General features: G+C 71.1%; 2 protein-coding genes. Both read right to left on the reverse strand.

What is annotated here, in order from left to right; genetic code table 11:
- Complete coding sequence (locus H4W30_RS33670) at positions 1 to 5,550, reverse strand: non-ribosomal peptide synthetase (protein ID WP_192746257.1); 5,550 nt, start codon at positions 5,548 to 5,550, stop codon at positions 1 to 3.
- Positions 5,551 to 5,638: 88 nt separating this feature from the next.
- Positions 5,639 to 17,611 (reverse strand): non-ribosomal peptide synthetase, encoded by an 11,973-nt coding sequence (locus tag H4W30_RS33675; protein ID WP_192746258.1) that lies wholly within the window; start codon positions 17,609 to 17,611, stop codon positions 5,639 to 5,641.
- Positions 17,612 to 17,824 lie beyond the last annotated feature (213 nt).

Raw genomic sequence — 17,824 nt, forward strand, 5'->3', positions numbered from 1 at the left:
TCACGCGCCCGGCCGAGGCCGGAGCTTCTCGGCGACGATGGATCCAATCTGGACCAACGCCGCGGGTTGCACCATGTCGTAATGGTTGGTCGGGATCTCGTGGTGTTCGATCGTGCCGCTGGTGAAGTCCTTCCAGCCGGCGACGGCCTCCGACACGGGCAGGTGCGCCGGCCGGTCCTCCGAGGCGACGAACAGCAGAATGTCGCCGTTGAACGGCGACGCCGTGTGCTGCGGCCCCACCTTCCAGAGGTTCTTCATGACCGCTTCCAGCCGTTCCCGGGCACCGGGGCCCTGGACCATGCCGCCCGCCAGCTCCAGATCCTGCTGTTTCCGTTTCTGGAGGCCGTCTTCGTCGCGGGCCGCCTCCTCGGTCACCGTGCCGGTCGCGTTCCGTCCCATGTAGACGGGGTAGGCGTCGAGCAGCGCGAGCAGGCCGAGTTCCTCCCCCTCGGCTTCGAGCATCGCGGCCATCGCCTGCGCGATCCGGCCGCCGAGCGACCAGCCGAGAAGGTGATACGGCCCGGTCGGCTGCACGGCACGGATATGCGCCAGGTAGTCGGCCGCCATCTCTTCGACGCTCTCGGGCAGCCGTTCGGTCCGCGCGAGGCCGCGGGCCTGCACGCCGTAGACCGGCTGATTCGCGGGAAGATGCCGCAGCAGCGGCCCGTAGTTCCAGCTGAGCCCGCCGCTCGCGTGCACGCAGAACAGCGGCGGCCGGTCGCCGCCCGCCTGCAGCGGCAGCAGGATCTCGTAGTCGCCCGTCTTCACCGAGGTGCTCGTGCGCTTCCGCTCTCCCACCACGATCAGGGTCTTGGCCGGGGTCTTGCGAGCGAGCAGACCGGTGTTCAGCATCCGGTGTCCCGGCTCGCCGAACGGGCACGGCTCGCCCGTCTTGCCCTCGTCCACCGCCGGTCCGGTGACGTAGAGATCGCCGACGACGCCCGGGGCGACTGGTCGCTTCTGTCCGTCGAGCACCAGCGCGCCGAGCGGACCCAGCTCCGCGACCACTGACGGCACCTCGCCCGCCCACCGCGCAGGCGCGATCGCCGGACGGCCGCGTTCGGTCTCGTCGAGGAAGAGGTCCAGCTCGCTGAGCCGCCGCTGGGGGTCCTCCGCGACCTGCTCCAGGACGTTGACCAGCCGCCGCGCGACCGATTTCGCCGTCGCCTCGTCGAAAAGATCCGCGGCGTAACGAAGAGTGCCTTCGAGACCGTCCTCGTCGAGCCGCTCGGTGAGCTTGAACGCGAGATCCAGTTCCGTGGCCTCGGTTCCGCCGGGTACGACGCTGGTGCGCAGCGCGGGCAGTTCCGCCGCGTCCCACGCGCCGATGTCCTCCTCGTCGATCTCCAGCCCCACCTGGAACACGGGGTGGCGGGACAGCGAGGCGGGCAGGTCCAGCAGGTCGACGATCCGCTCGAACGGCACGTCCAGCTGCTGACGCGCACCCCGGACGGCCTCCTGCACCCGCGTGACGACCTCGAGGAAGGTCGGGTCGCCGGAGAGATCCGTACGCAGGGCCAGCGGCCGGGCGAACGGCCCGATCATCGGTTCGAGGTCGATGAGGTCCTCGTCCCGCGCCAGTTTCGTGCCGATCACCAGGTCTTCGCCCGCGCCGAATTTGCTCAGCAGCATCGCGAGCCCCGCGTGCACGACGTGGATCGTTTCCGCGCCGAGCCTTTCCACCGCTTCGGTCAGCCGTTCGTACGGCTCGGCGCCCAGCCGCAGCGCGACCGCGCCCGCCCGTCGCGACGGGACCGCCGGACGCGGCCGGTCGAACGGGAGCACCGTCTCGCCTTCGATTCCGGTGAGGGTGTCCCGCCAGAAGACGACCTGTTCGTTGATCAGGCTGCCTTGTTCGTCCTCGTCCGCGAGGAGCCGCTGCTCCCAGATCGCGTAGTCGGCGAACTGCAGCGCCAGCGGCGCGCGCTCGGGAACGCGGCCAGAACGCCGTGCGCCGTACGCGGCCGACAGATCGCGGAAGAAGACGTCGAGCGAATCGTCGTCGGCGAGGATCCGGTGCAGCCGCAGATGCAGCACGTGTTCCTTTTCCCCCAGCGCGAACAGATCGCAGCGCCAAGGAACTTCGGCGGTGAGGTCGAAGACCGACGCGCGCAGCCCGGCGAGCAGACCGGGGAGTTCGTCCTCGGTGGCGGGCACCGGGGTCAGCTCGATGGCCGCGGGCTCGTGGACCAGCTGCCGGACGTTCTGCGCGTCCCCGGGGAACGTCGTGCGCAGCACCTCGTGCCGGGTCGCGACGTCGCCGAGCGCGGCCGCCAGCGCGGCCACGTCGAGCCTGCCGCGCAGGCGCAGCGCGACCGAGATCTGCAGTCCGGCGGTCTCCTCACCGGGATTGGCCAGCAGCCAGGCACGCAGCTGCCGCGCGGTGAGCGGAACCCGCTCGGGCCGCTCGGCGGGCTCCAGCGCGGGACGGGACTTCGCGGCGAGCGCCCTGGCGACACCGGCGGGCGTCGGCGAGGAGAACAGCTGCCGGATGGGCAGATCCACGCCGATCACCTCGCGGATCCGCGCGATGAGCCGCATCGCCAGCGCCGAACTGCCGCCGAGATCGTGGAAAGCGTCGTCGACACCCACGTTGTCGACGCCGAGGATCTCCGAGAACAGCTCACAGAGCACCTTCTCGGATTCGCTCTCCGGCGCCTTCTCCGACGCACGCCCCGCGAGATCCGGGGCGGGCAGCGCGCGGCGGTCGACCTTTCCGTTGGGAGTGACCGGAAGGCCGGGCAGGGCGACGACCGCCATCGGGACCATGTACGCGGGCAGCACGAGACCCAGCTGCCGCTTGATCTCCTCCGGGCCGGCGTCGCCGCCGTCGGAGACGAAGTACCCGACCAGCCGCTTCTCGCCCGGCTGGTCCTCGCGCGCCATGACGACGGCTTCGACCACGCCCGGCTGGGCGGCCAGCACGGATTCGACCTCGCCCAGTTCGACCCGGTAGCCGCGGATCTTCACCTGGTCGTCGGCGCGTTCGAGGAACACGACCTCGCCGTCGCGGGTCCAGCGGGCCAGGTCGCCGGTGCGGTACATGCGTTCGCCCGGGAGGAACGGGCACGCCACGAAACGCTCGGACGTCAGGCCCGGGCTGTCGAGATATCCGCGCGCCAGCCCCGTTCCCGCGATGTACAGCTCGCCCGCCACGCCAGGGGCGACCGGGCGCAGGAAGGCGTCGAGGATGTAGATCCGGCGGTTCGTCATGGGGTGACCGATCGGCAGTTCCCGGTCGACGACGTCGCCGGGTTCGATCGGGAGCCACGTCGCGCACAGGGTGGTCTCGGTCGGGCCGTAGGTGTTGCGCACCCGAAGGTTCGGCTGGGCCCGGCGCAGGTTCTCCACGGACTGCGCGGGAACGACGTCGCCGCCGGTGCCGATTTCGACCAGGCCGTCGAAGCATTCCGGCGAGGTCTCCGCGAGCGCCCGGAAGGTACCGGCGGTGAGGTGCACGTAGTTCGCGCCGCGGGCGACGGCCTGCCGCACCCCGGCCGCGTCGAGCACGCCGGGCTCGGTGAGCAGGACGCGGGCACCCGTCGAAAGCGGCACCCACATCGCGTACAGCGATGGGTCGAAGACGTGCGTCGCGTGCATGAGGACGCCGTCGCCGGGCCCGATCTGCCAGCCCTGGTCGCCGGCCAGACCCGCCACGCCACCGTGCGGGATCCCCACGCCCTTGGGCAGGCCGGTGGAGCCGGAGGTGTACATGACGTACGCCAGATCGTCCGCGCTGAGCCGGAATTCCGGTGCCGTGGCGGCGGAAGCGTCGATGGCGGCCCGCGTTTCCGGGGCGTCGAGGACGATCGTGTCCTTCGGCACGACGCCGCTGGTCGCCTGCGTGCACACCACGACCGAGACCGCGGAGTCGTCGAGGATGAACGCGATCCGCTCGGCCGGGTACTCGACGTCCACCGGGACGTAGGCGGCTCCCGCCTTCCAGATCGCCAGGAACGCGATGATCAGCTCCGGCGACCGTTCCATCGCCACGCCGACACGGTCACCGCGGCCGACACCGCGGTCGGCGAGGTACGCGGCCAGCCGGTTCGAGGCCTGGTCGACCTCGGCGTAGGTGAGGTCCGCACCCGCGGCGTCGGTGATCGCCACCGCCTCGGGCGCCTCGGTCACCCGCCGCGCGAACAGTTCGACGACGGAGTCGCCCGGCACGGGTCCCTCGGTCGCGTTGAATTCGTCGACCACCAGGGCGCGTTCGGCCTCGCTCAGCAGCGTCAACCGGCCGACGAGGACGTCGGGCTCGGCGACCAGCCGTTCCAGCACGCGGGCCAGCGCGCCGACGACGGACCCGGCGACCTTCTCGTCGAACAGGCCGCGGTCGTAGTCGAGGATGAGCGGCATCTGCTCACCCGGGCCGGTGACCAGGGTGAACGGGTAGTGCGAGGAATTGCGTCCCCGCTTGACCGGACGCAGGGTCAGGCCGTCGTGCGCCTGCCCGAGGCCCTTGCGGGGGAAGTTCTCGTAGATGACGAGCGTGTCGAACACCGCGCCGGGACCGACGACGGCCTGCACGTCCTGGAGGCCGAGGTGCTGGTGCGCCATGAGCGCCGACTGGTCGCGCTGTAGTTCGGCGAAGAGGTCGACCGCGCGCTTCGCGCCGTCGAGCCGCACCCGCACCGGCAGGGTGTTGAGCAGCTGGCCGACCATCGACTCGACACCCGCCAGTTCGGCGGGACGGCCCGAAGCGGTCGCGCCGAACACGACGTCGGTGCGGCCGGCGAGCTGTGACAGCACGACGGCCCACGCGCCCTGCACGACGGTGTTGAGTGTGAGGTCGTGGCCGCGCGCGAAATTCGCCAGCCCGTCGGTGAGTTCCGTGGACAGCTCGACGATCTCGGTGTCGATCTCCGGCACCCGGCCGGGATCGGCGGGCGCGACCGCGGTGGGCGTGTCGGCCCCGGCGAACTCCTCGCGCCAGGCCGCGCGGGCGATCTCCTTGTCCTGCTTGCCGAGCCAGGCGAGATAGTCCCGATAGGACACTGTGGGCGGCAGCCCGGACGCGTCCCCGCCCGCGGCGTAGATCGCGGCGAGTTCGCGGTGGATGATCGGCATCGACCAGCCGTCGGTCAGCACGTGGTGCAGGGTGTGCACCAGCCGGTGGCGGTCCGGGCCGAGCCGGATCAGGTGCAGCTTCATCAGCGGCGCCACCTCGATGCGGAGCCGCTCGGCCAGCTCGTCCGCGGCCAGCCGGTCCACTTCGCTTTCGAGGATCTCCTCCGGCAGCCCGGTCAGATCCGTTTCGCGCCAAGGGATCTGCGCGTCCCGCGTGATGACCTGCACCATCTGCGCGCCGCTGACGTAACGGAAACAGGCCCGCAGCGCGGCGTGCCGGTCGACCAGCACCTGCCACGTCGCCCGCAGCAGCGCGGCGTCGAGCGGGCCGTCGATGCCGTAGACGGTCTGCACGGTGTAGGTGTCGGGCCCGTCGTCGTCGAGCGCGGTGTGATAGAGCATTCCCTCCTGCAGCGGGGAAAGAGGCCAGACGTCCTCCACGCTGGAACGCGGCTTCGCGCGAGTGTCGTCAACGGTCACGATCTGCTCCTTGGTGAAGTGGGTGAGTGAACTCGCGTTCGCGATGGGGCTCGTGAGTGGCAAGGACGGTTAGAACCGTCCTTGCCACTCACGAGAACCCGGCCTCAAGCTGCTCCAACTGATCCGCGGAAAGCGCCACAAGGGATCCCCCTGCGGACTCCGGCTCCGGTTCCGGGGCGGCCTCGCCTTCGGCCGGGATCTCCTTGACGAGCGTCGCCAGCCGTTCCGGTGTCTTCTCTTCGAACACCTGCCACGGGCTCAGTTCCAGCCCCTCGCGGCGGGCGCGGGCCGACAGCTGCATCGAGATGATCGAGTCGCCGCCGAGTTCGAAGAAGCTGTCGTCGGGCCCGACCTGCTCCAGGCCGAGCACCTCCGCGAACAGCTCGCACAGCTTCGCCTCCATGGCCGTGCGCGGGTCGCGGCCGGAGGACAGGCCGGAGAAGTCGGGTGCCTGGAGCGCCCGGTGGTCGAGCTTGCCGTTCGGGGTGAGCGGCATCTTCTCCAGCGCCACGAACGCCGCGGGCATCATGTACTCCGGCAGCCGCGCGGCCGCCATCTCGCGCAGCACCGAGGTGAGCGAAACGTCGGCGCCGTCGGAGGGCACGACGTAGGCCACGAGCCGTTTGTCGCCTGGCCCGTCCCGGTGCACGGCGACCGCGACCTGGGCGACGCCCGGATGCTCGGCCAGCACGTTCTCGATCTCCGCGGGCTCGACCCGGTAGCCGCGCACCTTGACCTGCGCGTCGACCCGGCCGACGAAGATCAGCTCGCCGTCGGGATCCCAGCGGAACCGGTCGCCGGAGCGGTACATGCGCTCGCCCGGCGTGAACGGGTCGGCGACGAACCGCTCCGACGTCAGACCCGCCCGTCCGAGATACCCGCGGGCGAGTCCGGCGCCGGCGATGTACAGCTCACCCGCCACGCCCGGCGGCACCGGCTGCAGGTACGCGTCGAGGATGTAGTGCTTCACGTTCCGGATCGGGCCGCCGAGCGGGACGACCTCGTGTCCCGGCGACAACGGGGCGCTCATGGTCGAGCAGATCGTCGTCTCGGTGGGGCCGTAGGCGTTGATGAACCGGCGCCCCGGCGACCAGCGGTCGACCAGCGCGGGGGTGCACACCTCGCCGCCGGTCAGCACGCCGCGCAGCGTGTCCGGCAGGTCTTCCTCGACCGCCAGCACACTGGGCGACACCGTGAGATGCGTGATCCCCCACTGCCGCAGCGCGTCACCGAGGGTCACCCGCGGCGGCATGCTCTCCGCGTCCGCCAGCACGAGGGTCGCACCGGCCAGCAAGGACATGTACAGCTCGGAGACGATGGCGTCGAAGCCGATCGCGGACAACTGCAGCACCCGCGAAGACGCCGTCACACCAAGGCGTTCGATATGCGCGGTCGCCAGGTTCCCGAGCCCGGAGTGGGTGACCTGGACACCCTTCGGCACCCCGGTCGACCCGGACGTGTAGATCACGTACGCCGCGTCGGTCGTACTCACCGACGGCAGCACGACCGACGGATCCGCGGCGGGAAGTTCGTCCAGCAGCAGGATTTCGCCGTCGAACTGCTCCGGAACGACCGCGCGGGTAGCCGACGTGCACACCAGCACCTGCGGCGCCGAACTGGTCAGCATCAGCTCGATCCGCTCAGCCGGATAGTCGGGGTCGACCGGGACGAACGCCCCGCCGGCGAACGTCACGCCCATCATGGTCACCACGAGTTCGGCCGACCGTTCGACCAGCACGCCGACCCGGGTCTCCCGCCGGACACCCAGCGCCACGAGCAACCGCGCCAGCGTCTCGACCTCGCCGAGCAGTTCGCCGTAGGTCAGGGTCCGCTTCGCGTCCTCGATCGCCACCGCGTCCCGTGACCGCTCCACCTGACGGCGGAACAGCACCGGAAGGGCCTCGGCCTCGAACGGCACCTCGGTCCGGTTCCACTCCTCGATCACCAGACGGCGCTGCTCGGACCCGATCAGGGCGACCCGGCCCACCGGCACCCGCGGCTCGGTGACCACCTGGTCGAGCGCCCGGATGATCGAGGCGACGATCTCCTCGATCCGCGTCCGGTCGAACACGTCGGGCCGGTAGATGACCTCGCCGTGCACGCCGCCGCCTTCGGAAGCGCGGATCGACAACGGATAGTGCCCGGTGTCGTCCGGGATCCCGGCCGGTCGCAGGGCGAGGACGTCGGGATCGTCGGACGGCGGGGGCGGCGGCGGGTAGTTCTCGAACACCACGATCGTGTCGAAGGCCGCGCCGGGACCGGCGAGCTGGTTGATCTCGGTCAGTCCGACGTGCTGGTGCGGCATCAGCGCGACCTGCCGTGCCTGCAGATCCGCCAGCATCTCCAGGAACGGCTGGGCCCCGGTGAGCCGCGCCCGGACCGGCAGCATGTTCATGAACAGGCCGACCGCGGATTCGACGCCGGGGATCTCGACCGGTCGTCCGGCCACCGTGGTCCCGAAGACGACGTCTTCGCGTCCGGTCAGCCTGGCCAGCAGAAGTGCCCACACGCCTTGGAAAAGCGTGTTCGTCGTGACGCCGTGGCGCCGGGTGAACTCCATCAGGCGCGCGCTGAGGTCTTCGTCGAGTTCGAAGCGGACGCGGTCCGGCTCGATGGGCACGGCGATGGTGTCCGGCGGCACCACGTGGGTCGCCTCGTCGAGCCCGGCCAGCTCGGTCCGCCACGCTTCCTTCGCGGCCGCCTTGTCCTGGCGGGAAAGCCAGGCGAGGTACTCGCGGTACGACGTCGGCGCGGGCAACGGCCGGTCGTCTTCGTACGCCGCCATCACCTCGCCGAGGAACACCGGCAGCGACCAGCCGTCGGCCGAGATGTGGTGCGACCTGAGCACCAGCCGGTGCCTGCGATCGCCGAACCGCACCAGATGCAGGTGCAGCAGCGGCGCCTTCGCCAGGTCGAACCGCTCGGCGTGGGATGCCGCCGCGATCCGTTCGAATTCCGCCAGCGCCTCGTCCTCGGGCAGATGCGACAGGTCGGTTTCCTGCCACGGCACCGGAACGTCGCGGACGACGGCCTGCACGGCGGTCCCGGAGCCGAGGCGGTGGAAACCCGCCCGCAGCGCGGGATGCCGGTCGAGCAGGGTCTGCCACGACGCGCGGAACCGGGCGACGTCCAGCGGTCCGTCGAGGATGATGTCGCGGATACCGGCGTAGACGTCCGGTCCGCGCTCGTCGACCGCGTGGAACAGCAACCCTTCCTGCAGCGGGGAAAGCGGCCAGATGTCGTCCAGGCTCGGGACGAGCGCCTCGACGTCCGTCACTTCCTGCTGCGTCAGTTCGATGAGCGGGAAGTCCGACGGCGTGTGTCCGCCCGCGCCGCCCTCGGTGTGGAGAGCCAGCCCGGTCAGCATGTCGAGCCATGCCTGGCCGAGCGACTCCGCGTCGGCCTCCGTGAGCAAGCGTTCCGCCCAGGTCAGGGTCAACGTGAGCTCCCCGTCGAGCACGACCGCGTCGATCTCGACGGCGTGCCGCAGCGGCAGGTCGTCCTCCGCCGTGCCGCCGATGGTCCCGGTCAGCTGCCAGGGTTCCGCGTCGCCTTCGGGCCGGGCCGAGAACCGTCCGAGGTAGTTGAAGCCGATCTCCGGCGACGGCAGCGCCGCCAGCACTTTCCCGGCCTCCGCGTCGAGATACCGCAGCATCCCGTAGCCGAGCCCGCCGTCGGGCACCGCTCGCACGTTCTCCTTGACCTGCTTCAGCAACCGGCCAGGCGTGTCCGCCCCGGCGGTGTCCAACCTCAGCGGATGGACATCGGTGAACCAGCCGAGCGTCCGCGACAGGTCCATCCCGTCGAGCGGCTGACGGCCGTGACCTTCGACGTCCACCACGACCGCGGTGCCGCCACGCCACTGGGTGACCGCGCCGGCGAGGGTCGCCAGCAGGACCTCGTGGACGCCGCAGTGGAAGGCCGGGGGCGTGTTCTCGACGAGCACGCTCGCGCGTTCCCTCGGCAGGGTCCACGACTTGCGTCCCGAAGTCGCGATGGTGTCGCGCCGAGGGTCGAGTTCGCCGACCCGCGCCTGCGCGCCGTCGAGGATTTCCTTCCAGGTCTCCAGTTCTCCGGCCCGCTGCGGCGCCTGGTCGGCCAGCGTCCGCGCCCAGCGCCGGAACGAAACGGGCGGTGGGTCGAGCACCGGTTCCTCGCAGGCCGCTTGCAGATCCGCCAGCAGGACACGCCACGACACCACGTCGACCGCGAGGTGATGGGCGGCCAGCACGAGCCGTCCCTCGGATCCGGCATCCACCCAAACGGCCTGGAGCATCACGCCCGCGCCGGGGTCGAGCCGTCCGGCGGCCTCGTGCGCATGGCGTTCCGCGATCTCGCCGAGGTCACCGGCTCCGGCCTCGACCCGCCGAAGCAGCGCCGCCGCGTCGACGGATCCGCGTTCGGCCACGACCAGGCGGGAATCGATCACTTGGCTCCGCAGCAGGTCGTGGGTGTCGATCACCGCACGCAGCCCGGCCGTCAGCACCTCGAGAGAAAGGTCGCCGGGCACGCTCGCCGTCACCCACTGCGCCAGCGCGCCCCGCGACATCGCGCCGGGATCGCGTTCGAGCAGCGCCCGCACGACCGGCGTCCACGGCACCTCACCGACACCGTCGGCGACCTCGGCCTCCTGCACGCCGCGCTCGGCGACCGCCGCGAGACCCGCGGGGGTCTTCTGCTCGAAGACCTGCTTGGCACCGAAGACGAAGTCCTCGCGCCGGGCGCGGGCGGCCAGCCGCATCGAGAGGATCGAGTCGCCGCCCAGTTCGAAGAAGCTGTCGTCCGCGCCGACCCGGTCCAGGCCGAGGATCTCGGCGAAGAGATCGGTCATGACGCGTTCGGCCTCGGTCCGCGGTTCGCGGCCTGCCGGTTTCCCGGCGAATTCGGGGGCGGGCAGGGCGGCGCGGTCGATCTTTCCGTTGAGCGTCAACGGGAAGGTGTCCAGCACCAGCACCACTGCGGGCACCATGAACTCCGGCAGCCGCTCCGCGAGCCGGGTGCGGATCGCTTCGGATTCCAGTCCCGGTTCCGCGGTCACGTAGGCGATCAACCGCTTCTCGCCGGGACGTTCCTCCCGCGCCACGACGACGGCCTGCGAGACGTCGGGCAGCGCGGTCAGCGCCGCTTCGATCTCCCCCGGTTCGACCCGGTAGCCCCGGATCTTCACCTGGGAATCGGCCCGGCCGCCGAACAGCAGCTCGCCGTCGTCGGTCCAGCGCGCGAGGTCGCCTGTGCGGTACATGCGCTCACCGGCCGCGAACGGGTTCGCGACGAAGCGCTGCGCCGTCGCGGTCGGAGCGCCCAGATAACCGTGCGCCAGACCGGCACCAGCGAGGTACAGCTCGCCGGTCACGCCCGGCGCCACCGGCTGCAGGAACGCGTCGAGCACGTACGCCTGCCTGCCGGCCAGAGGTCCGCCGATCGGCAGGACGTCGCCCGTTTCGACGCCGGGTTCGAGGACGAGCCAAGTGGCGCACAGCGTGATTTCGGTGGGTCCGTACAGCTGCCTGAACCGGACGTCCGGGCAGGCGTGGCGCATCCGCTCGACGGAGGCGAGCGGCACCGCGTCGCCACCGGTCAGGATCTCCCGCAGCCCGGTGAAGGATTCCGGTGCTTCCTCGGCCACCACCCGGAAAGTCCCGGCCGTCAGGTGGATCGTGGTGACACCGCGTTCGACCGCTTCCCGCACCCGCTGCGCGTCGACCGCGCCCGGTTCCGCGACGACCACGGCGGCCCCGCTCACCAGTGGCACCCAGATCTCGACCAGCGACGCGTCGAACGCGTGGGAAGCGTGCAGCAGCACCCGATCCCCCGGTCCCTGCGACCAGCCCGGGTCACCCGCGAGCGCCGCGACACTGCCGTGCGGCACCGAAACACCCTTCGGCACGCCGGTCGATCCCGACGTGTACATCACGTAAGCCGTGTCGTGCGCGCCGACGGTGACCGGCGGCGCCTCCTGCTCCGTAGCGCCCATGACCAGCGGCTCGACGCCGTCCGGCACCGCGTCGCGGCTCGCCGCCACGCAGATCGCCAGCGCCGCACCGGAATCGGCCAGCATCCGCTCGATCCGCTCGGCGGGGTACTCCACGTTCACCGGAACCTGTGCCGCACCGGCCTTCCAGACCGCGAGCAGGGCGACGATCAGGTCCGCACCGCGTTCCATCACGACACCGACGCGGTCACCGCGCCGCACCCCGCGCGCGGCCAGATGTCCGGCCAGCCCATCGGATTCCCGGTCGAGTTCGGCGTAGGACAGCGTGCGATCCCCGTCGACGACCGCCACCGCTTCGGGGGATTCCGCGGCCCGCCGCCGGAACAGCTCCGGCACGGTGGCACCCGTCGTCGCCGCACCCGTCGCGTTCCACCGCTCCACCACGGACTCGCGCGCCGGTTCGCTCGTCACGCCGAGGCGCCCCACGGGAAGCGATGCCTCCGCCGACACGCGCTCCAGCACCCGAACGACCTGCCGGGCGACCTCGGCCGCCGTTCCCGCCTCGATCCGGTCGGGCCGGTAGGCCACGCGGATCAGCAGGCTCTTGCCGGGCGAAACACTCATGGTCAGCGGATAGCCGGTGCCGGTCCTGGTCTCGACCGCGCTGATCGAAACACCGCCGTCGTCACCGAGACCGTCGGCGTCGTGCGGGTAGTTCTCGATCATCACGATGGTGTCGAAGACGGCGCCTGAACCCGCCGCTCGCTGCACCTGCGACAGCCCCAGGTACTGGTGCTCGGTCAACGCGGACTGCCGGGCCTGCAGGTCCTGGAGCATTTCCAGCACCGGCAGGTCGCCGTCGAGCCGCACGCGGACCGGGATGGTGTTGATGAACATCCCCACCATCTGTTCCACGTCCGGCACGTCCGCCGGACGCCCGGAGACGACCGTCCCGAACACGACGTCCGTCCGGCCCGCCAGCCGCGACAGCACCAGCGCCCACGCGCCCTGCACGATCGTGCTCAGCGTCAGGCCGTGGCCGCGGGCGAACCCGGTGAGCGCCCGCGTCGCGGCCTCGGACAGCAGTTCGGCGTGCTCACCCGGCACGACCATCGCCTTGTCCGCGTCGGCGTCCACCACGGTCGGCTCGTCGGAACCGGCGAGTTCGGCCCGCCACGCCGCCTGCGTGGCCTGTTCGTCCTGGCGGCTCAGCCAGGTCAGATAGTCCTTATAGGACGGTGACTTCGCCGGGGGCGGCCCGCCCGCGTACGCGATCGACACCTCACCCAGTACCAGCGGCGTCGACCAGCCGTCGAGGAGGACGTGGTGCGACGTCAGCACGAAGCGGTGCCGCACCGGGCTCAGCTTGATCAGCATCAGCCGTAGCAGCGGCGCCTTGGTCACGTCGAAGCGCTCCGCCTGGTCTTCGGCGAGCAGGCGTTCGATCTCCGCGGCCGCGTCCGCCTCCCCGACGTGCGAGAGATCGACCGTGCGCCAAGGGATTTCCGCTTCGGGGGCGACGACCTGCACCGGCTCGCCGGAACCCAGCTGGTGGAAACCGGTCCGCAGCGTCTCGTGCCGGGCGACCACCTGGTTCCACGCGGCGCGCAGCCGCTCGGCGTCGAGCGGCCCGTCGAGGTCGAGGATCCGCTGGCTCTGGTAGACGTCGACGCCGTCGTCGGCGACGGCCCGCTCGAAGAGCATGCCTTCCTGCAGCGGCGAAAGCGGCCAGATGTCGGTCAGCCCCGGCGTCACGGCTTCCAGCTCGGTCACGTCCTGCTGCGCCAGGTCGACGAGCGCGAAGTCGGACGGCGTGTGCCCACCGGCGTCGGCATCGGCGGCGAGCGCGTTCAGTGTCGCCAGCCAGGCCTCGCCGAGGCGTTCCACCGTGGCGGGGTCGACGTCCCGGCCGTCGATGGCCAGCGCCAGCCGGGGTCCGTCCGGCGTGTCCTGGACCTCCGCGCCGACCTCGACGGGGTGCGCCAGGATCATGTCCGGGCCACCGCCGAGCGGTCCTTCACCAGCCGGCTGCCACGCCCTGTCCTTGGCGGAAAGGCTTGTCCGGCCGAGATAGTTGAAGCCGATCTGCGCGGACGGCAGCTCCGCGAGCCGCGCGCCGGTGTCGGGGTTTAGGTAGCGCAGGAGCCCGTAGCCGAGCCCGTCGCCGGGAACGGCGCGGATCTGTTCCTTGGCGGTCTTCAGCAAGTCCCCCGCCGAGACGTCGAAGCGGACCGGGTGCACGCTGGTGAACCAGCCCACGGTGCGCAGCAGGTCCTCCCCGTCGGCGGCCTCACGGCCGTGGCCCTCGACGTCCACCAGCACCGCGCCGCCGGTTCCCCGCAGCGCACCCGCGAGCCCCGCCAACAGGACGTCCTGGATCCCGCAGTGGAAGGCGCCCGGCAGCCGGGTCAGCAGGTCGTTCGCCACCTCGCCGGACAGCGTCGACGACCACGAGTGCGTCTTGCCGGGGCTCAGCTCCACGGCCGGTTCCGCGCCGTCGAGGAGGGCGATCCAGCGCTCGGTTTCCGCCACGGTGCGCTCGTCGCGCGCCTGCTCGGCCAGCCGCCGCGCCCACTGCCGGTAGGGCGTCGCCACGGGTTCGAGCGCCGCGTCTTCGTAGGCCGAGCGCAGATCGGGCAGCAGGATTCCCCACGAGACCGCGTCGACGGCCAGGTGATGAGCCACCAGCGCGAGCCGTCCCTCCCCGGTGTCGGGAGAGTCGATCCACACCACGCGCAGCATCGCCCCGGCCGCCGGGTCCAACGTACCGGTCGCCTTCCGGACCTCGCGTTCGGCGGCCTCGTCCAGGTCGCCGGCTTCGACGCGCGTCACAAGGGCGGCCGCGTCCACCGCGCCCGGCTCGGGCACGATCAGCCGCCCCGATTCCACCCGCGCCCGCAGCAGATCGTGCGTGTCCAGCAGCGCCTGCACAGCCTTGACCAACATGTTCTGGTCGAATCCCGAGGGGGTGACGATCACCCGCGCCTGCGCGAAGCCCGGGCGCACGGCGTTCTCGCCGAGGGCGAGCATCACCGGCGTCATCGGGATCTCGCCCACCCCGGACTCCACTGTGGACGGTGCCGCGGTTTCCTTGGCCAGCGCCGCCAGCCGCTCGGGCGTCCGGTGCTCGAACACCAGCCGCGGCGTCAGGGAGATCCCCTCCCGCCGGGCGCGGGCGGCCACCTGCATCGACGAGATCGAGTCGCCGCCCAGCTCGAAGAAGCTGTCCTCGACGCCGACCCGCTCCAGCCCGAGGACGTCGGCAAACACTCCACAAAGGACTCGTTCGTCCTCGGTCGAGGGTTCCCGGCCCGCCGCCTTCGCGGAGAAATCCGGCTCGGGGAGCGTCTGCCGGTCCACCTTGCCGTTGACGGTCAGCGGAAGTTCGTCCAGCACCAGGATCGCGGCCGGGATCATGAACTCGGGCAGCGTCTCGGCGAGTTGTCCGCTCAGGCGCGCCGGGTCGAGATCCTGCCCCGCTTCGGGGACGGCGTACCCGATCAGCTGCTCACCACGGGCGATCACCACGGCCTGGGCGACGCCGGGCAGGCGGCCGAGCGCGACCTCGATCTCCCCGGGTTCCACCCGGTAGCCACGGATCTTCACCTGGTCGTCGGCTCGGCCGGCGAACGCCAGCGTGCCGTTCTCCGTCCAGGACGCGAGGTCACCCGTGCGGTACATGCGCCCGCCGGGCGCGAACGGATCCGCGACGAAGCGCTCGGCCGTCAGCGTCGAACGGCCCAGATAGCCTTGCGCCACACCGGCTCCGGCGACGTACAGCTCGCCCGGCAGCCCCGCGGGCACGGGCCGCAGGAACGCGTCGAGGACGTAGACCCGCCGTCCCGCGAGCGGACGGCCGATCGGCAGCACCGATCCCATCTCGTCGCCGGGTTCGAGCACCCACCACGTCGCGCACAGCGTGGCCTCGGTGGGCCCGTAGAGATGCCGCACCCGCACGTCCGGGCACGTCCGCCGCACCCGCTCGACCGCCGCGGGCGGCACCGCGTCACCACCGGTCAGCACCTCACGCAGCCCGGCGACCGATTCCGGCGCTTCCTCCGCCAGCACCCGGAAACTCCCGGCCGTCAGGTGGGCGGCCGTGACGCCGTCCGCCACGTAGCCGGCCAGCGCCTCGCCGTCCACCGCACCCGATCCGGCGAGCACCACCCTGGCGCCCGAGACCAGCGGCACCCACAGCTCGAACAGGGAGATGTCGAAAGCGTGCGAGGCGTGCATGAGCACCGCGTCGCCGGGGCCGACGTCCCAGCCCGGTTCGCCGACCAGGGCGGCGACGTTGCCGTGCGACACCGCGACACCCTTGGGCGTGCCCGTCGAGCCCGACGTGTACATCACGTACGCGACGTCGTCCGCCGTGGCGCCGATCGACAGCCTGGCGGACTCCGCGACCGCTCGCCGGGTCTCCGGATCGTCGAGGACGATCGGTTCGAGACCGCCGTCCAGGACGGCGTCCCGGTGCGCTTCGGTGCACACGACCGCCGACGGCTCGGCGTCCGCCAGCATGAACTTCACGCGTTCAGCCGGGTACGCGGGGTCCAGCGGGATGTACGCCGCGCCCGCCTTCCATACCGCGAGCAGGGTCGCGACGAGATCGGGCGACCGGTCCATCACGACGGCGACCCGGTCGCCGCGCCGGACTCCCTTGCCGCTCAGGTACCCCGCGAGCCGCTCGGCGCGCTCGGTCAGCTCCCCGTACGACAACGTTTCGTCACCGGCGACGACGGCGATCGCGCTTTCGTCCTGGCGCGAGAACAGGTCCGGCGCCAGTACGTCCGGTGCCGGCTCGGCCGACACACCCCACCGGCCGACCGTTTCGCGCTCGGCCGCGGTGGAGACGTCGATGTCGGCGACGGTGACGTCACGCGACAGCTGGCGCAGCACGCCGGTGAACCGCTCGAGGATGACTCGCGCGGCGGCCTCGTCGAAAAGATTCGTCAGGTAGTCGAGTTTGACGAGCATCGACTCGCCGGGGACCGCGACCAGCGTCAACGGGTAGTGGGCCGCCTCCTGCCCCTGGTTCACGCGAATGCCGAAGGGCGCGACCGAATCCGGCCCGCCGAGCTCGCGCGGGAAGTTCTCGAAGACGATCATGGTGTCGAAGCTCGCGCCGGGTCCGGCGGCCTGCTGGATGTCCGCGAGCCCGACGAACTGGTCCGGGATGAGCGCGGACTGGCGTCTTTGCAGCTCCGCCAGCAGCTCGACGACCGGCGCCGAACCGCGCAGCCGCGCGCGCACCGGGACGGTGTTGAGGAACAGCCCCACCATTCCTTCCACGCCGGGCAGATCCGGCGGGCGCGCCGAAACGACCGCGCCGAACACGACGTCCGTGCGGCCGGAGAGCTGCGCGAGCACCATCGCCCACGCGCCCTGCACGACCGTGTTGAGCGTCAATCCGTTGCCGCGGGCCAACTCTTCCAGCGAGCGGGTGAGCTCCGGGGGCAGCTCGACCGTGATGCTCTCGGGAATGCCGGGCGCGCGCCCCGGATCGGAGGGTGCGACCAAGGTCTGCGCTTCGAGGTCGCCCAGCTCATTCGTCCAGGCCGTGAGTGCTTTCGTCTTGTCCTGACGGCTCAACCACGCGAGATATTCGCGGTACGGCGTCACTTCCGGCAGTTCCGCCGCCGCGTACAGCGCCGACAGCTCGTCGAACACGATGGGCAGCGACCAGGCGTCCATGATCGCGTGATGGCAGGTGACCGCGAGGCGGTGGCTGTCGTCGCCGAGCCGGATCAACGTCAACCGCAGCAACGGCGCCGTCGCGAGGTCGAACCGCTTCGTCCGGTCTTCCTCGGCAAGCTCTCGCACGGCCGCGTCGGGGTTTTCGAGGTGGGAGAGGTCGATCTCGCGCCAGGGCAGTTCCACCTGCCGGGCGATGATCTGGACCGTCTCGCCAGACTTGCGCTGCCGGAAGCAGGCACGCAGCGACGCGTGCCGCGCCAGCAACGCCTCCCACGCCGCCCGCAGCCTCGCCGCGTCCACGGGGCCGTCGAGCTCCAGGACCCAGTGTCCGATGTAGACGTCGAGCCCGTCACCGTCGTAGACCGCGTGGAAGACCAGCCCTGCCTGCAACGGCGACAGCGGCCAGATGTCCTCGATCCGCGACTGAGCCATCAATTTCTCCCTCGATCAGCGAAGTTCTTCGGCGAATCCCGTCCTGCGCGAAGTCGAGGCGCCGACGTCGAATGCGGCATGTCCCCCCACCGAATCGTCGCCCGAAGGGCCGACCCGGACAACATGTCCAACGGGCCCCGTTTTCCTGCCGTGAACGCGGGGTGTGTGGAAATAGGGACGTTGAGTGTCCCTATTTCCACACACCTCCTACTG

The organism is Amycolatopsis roodepoortensis (genome assembly GCF_014873915.1).
GTDB classification, from domain to species: domain Bacteria; phylum Actinomycetota; class Actinomycetes; order Mycobacteriales; family Pseudonocardiaceae; genus Amycolatopsis; species Amycolatopsis roodepoortensis.

What these genes read in the sequence shown, in the direction of transcription:
- H4W30_RS33675 (WP_192746258.1), bottom strand. Translation starts at nt 17,611, where the DNA reads ATGGCTCAGTCGCGGATCGAGGACATCTGGCCGCTGTCGCCGTTGCAG.